General features: G+C 71.8%; 3 protein-coding genes and 1 pseudogene. All 4 read left to right on the forward strand.

The window, feature by feature from the left end:
• Positions 1–154 precede the first annotated feature (154 nt).
• The 4 genes and pseudogenes from BN10_RS02305 to BN10_RS02315 all read left to right on the forward strand — a co-directional run bounded on the left by BN10_RS02305 (position 155) and on the right by BN10_RS02315 (position 2,754).
• The gene (locus tag BN10_RS02305; protein ID WP_040750768.1) at positions 155–913 is read left to right on the forward strand and encodes an S-methyl-5'-thioinosine phosphorylase; all 759 of its coding nucleotides are present in this window, start codon (positions 155–157) and stop codon (positions 911–913) included.
• 212 nt (positions 914–1,125) lie between these two features.
• Positions 1,126–1,398: pseudogene (locus BN10_RS18190) on the forward strand (amidohydrolase family protein); the annotation flags it as partial.
• Positions 1,399–1,511: 113 nt separating this feature from the next.
• Entirely contained in the window at positions 1,512–2,288 is a 777-nt protein-coding gene (locus tag BN10_RS15470) for an amidohydrolase family protein (RefSeq protein ID WP_010849542.1), read from the forward strand.
• 1 nt (position 2,289) lies between these two features.
• The gene (locus tag BN10_RS02315) at positions 2,290–2,754 is read left to right on the forward strand and encodes a cupin domain-containing protein (protein ID WP_010849543.1); all 465 of its coding nucleotides are present in this window, start codon (positions 2,290–2,292) and stop codon (positions 2,752–2,754) included.
• The last annotated feature ends 136 nt before the right edge of the window (positions 2,755–2,890 follow it).

Raw genomic sequence — 2,890 nt, forward strand, 5'->3', positions numbered from 1 at the left:
CCCCCCCCCCCCCCCCCCCCGTCCACGGCGTTGCCGCCCGCGCGCGCGATCGCGCGCCCGGCGGCCAGTGAGGTCGGCCCGGTGGCGGCGAGGGCGACGTGCTCCGGCGAAGACGACATGGCCCCGATGATGGCACCGCTAGCCTTCGGGTGTGATGACGACACCGTTGGGCATCATCGCCGGCACCGGGTTCTATGACCTCGACGCACTCGAGGACCCGGTGGTCGAGACGGTCGAGACCGCCTACGGCGAGGCGAGATTCACGCGCGGGCGGTGGCACGGCATACCCGTTGTCTTCCTGACCCGCCATGGAGCGGGCCACTCGGTGCCGCCCCACCTGGTCAACTACCGCGCGAACATCCGCGCGCTCGCCGACGCCGGGGTTCGCGACGTCGTCGCCGTCAACGTCACCGGGTCGATCGACCCCGAGCTGGAGCCCGGCGACCTGCTCTGCCTCGACGACTTCCTCGACTTCACCAAGGGCCGCGTGAGCACCTTCCACGACGGCAGCGGGCCGGAAGGGGTCGTCCACGTCGACGTGGTCGGGGCCTATCACCCCGAGTTGCGCCGCGAGATCCTCGATGCGGCTTCCGTTGTGGGAGAGGCGATTCGCGATGGTGGCGTCTATGCCTGTTTCGAAGGGCCCCGTTTCGAGACGCCCGCGGAGATCCGTCTGGCGCGCCTCGCCGGGGCCGATGTGGCCGGGATGACGGGCGTGCCCGAGGTGGTCCTCGCCGTCGAGGCCGGCCTGCGGTATGCCGCGATCAGCCTCGTCGTGAACCCCGCCGCCGGAGTGGGTGCCCAGGATCCGATCACCATGGACGAGATCACTGCGGTGCTGGCGGCCTCCTCGGCGAAGGTCCTCGCGATCCTCGACGACCTCGTGCACACCCGCGCGACCTTCGCCAGCTGAGCCCCGCGGCATACGCCATGGAAGTCACCCGCATCGAGAACCTCGCCCACGTGGTGTCCGTGGACGACGACTTCACGATCCTCGCCGACGCGACCATCGAGATCACCGATGGCGTCATCTCTGCCCTGCACCCGCACCTGCACCCTGAAACCCAACTTCCGCGTCACGCAGACGCTGATCTGCAGGTGGTGGACGGGCGAGGCAAACTGGCCATGCCGGGGCTGGTCAACCTCCATACACACCTGCCGATGACCCTGCTGCGCGGGCTCGCCGAGAGCGTCGATCTCCAGGGCTTCCTGCGCATCGTGTGGGCGGCCGAGGGCGCGGTCATGGACCCGGACACGGTCCGCGTCGGCGCCGAGCTGGGCGCCCTGGAATCGCTGCTGGCCGGGGTGACGACGACGCTCGACATGTACTTCCACCACGAAGCCGCTCACGAGGGCGCCGTCGCCACGGGCGCCCGGCACGTCGGCGGGCCCGTGTTCTTCGACGGACCCGGCCCGGACGGCCTCGCCTGGGCGCAACGCCTCGACGCCCTGGCGGCCTGGCCCGAGCGCCTGCGCGCCATCGGCGGGGGCCGACGATCCCGGTCGCCGCGATGCCGCACTCGACCTACACCTGTTCCCCCGACCACCTTGCCGAGGTATGCCGGGTGCTCACCTCCCAGCGCACCGACCGTCGGCTCGTCCACGTCCACGCCAGCGAGAACGCCGCCGAGAACGCCGATGTCCTCACCCGCCTCGGTGCCACACCCACTCAGATCCTCGCCGGTGCCGGCCTGCTCGACGGGGCACCGAGCGTCCTCGGGCACGGCGTCCACCTCAGCGCCGCGGATCGTGCCCTCGTCGCCGCCGCCGGTGCAAGCGTCGCCCACTGCCCCGGCTCCAACCTCAAACTGGCCTCGGGGGCGCTGCCGTGGACCACCTTGGCGGCCGACGGCATCCGTCTGGGCCTGGGAACGGACGGGTGCTCGAGCAGCAACGACCTCGATCTCTGGCAGACCATGCGCCAGACCGCGCTGCTCGCCCGCCTGACCAGTGCAGACCCGACCGCGGCCCCCGCCGTCGACATCATTCGGGCCGCGACCATCGACGGGGCCCGGGCACTCGGCCTGGGCGACCTCATCGGCAGCCTCGAGGTGGGCAAGCGCGCCGACCTCATCCTCCTCGACCTCGACGCGCCGCACCTCACGCCGATCCACGACCTTCCCGCACTGTTGGTCTTCGCCGCCGGACGGGGCGATGTGACGGATGCATTTGTGGACGGCCGCCATGTCGTGCACGATCGACGGAGCAATCTGATCGACACCAGCGCCCTGCTCCGTCGGGCCCGCGAGCGCGGGGAGGTCGCTGCCGACGCAGCAAGGGACGCGTGAGATGCGCACGGCCGAGGACCTGATCCACGAGATGGGCATGCAGCCGATCCCGGGCGAAGGAGCCTGGTTCGCGCCGGGCCCACGCACGCAGGAACTCTCCTCGATCACGGTGCTCCTCACCGACCGGGCCGATGGTTTCTCGGCCATGCACAAGCTCGAGGTCGACGAGGGCTGGCAGTGGCTCGACGGCGCGCCCGTCGCCCTCCTGCGCCTGCGTCGTGGGGGCCGCGGCGTCCTCAACCTCCTCGACTCCAAGCAACGCCAGATCCTCGTGCGCCGCGGCGACTGGCAGGGCGCTGCCCCGATGGGCCCGTGGTCCCTGGTCGCCTGCTGGTGCTCACCGGCCTTCCGGGACAAGCACTTCACCCTCGGCGACGCCGACGAACTCACGACGGCCTTCCCCGCCTTCGCCAACGAGATCCGCGCACTCACCCGCGAGACCGCACCCCCCGACGGCACCGCGTGACCGCCCTGGTCACCGGCGCGAGCGGCGGCCTCGGGTCAGCCATCGCCGCCGCCCTCGCCCACGCGGGCCACGACGTCGCCGTCCACTGGCGCAGCGACCGCGCCGGGGCGGAGACGACCGCCGCGGCGGGGGGGGG

The organism is Phycicoccus elongatus Lp2, assembly GCF_000367525.1.
Lineage (GTDB): Bacteria > Actinomycetota > Actinomycetes > Actinomycetales > Dermatophilaceae > Phycicoccus_A > Phycicoccus_A elongatus.

Excerpts from the sequence above, each read along its gene's own strand:
- BN10_RS02305 (WP_040750768.1), top strand. The coding sequence starts at position 155 with ATGACGACACCGTTGGGCATCATCGCCGGCACCGGGTTCTATGACCTC.
- BN10_RS15470 (WP_010849542.1), top strand. The coding sequence starts at position 1,512 with ATGCCGCACTCGACCTACACCTGTTCCCCCGACCACCTTGCCGAGGTA.
- BN10_RS02315 (WP_010849543.1), top strand. The coding sequence starts at position 2,290 with ATGCGCACGGCCGAGGACCTGATCCACGAGATGGGCATGCAGCCGATC.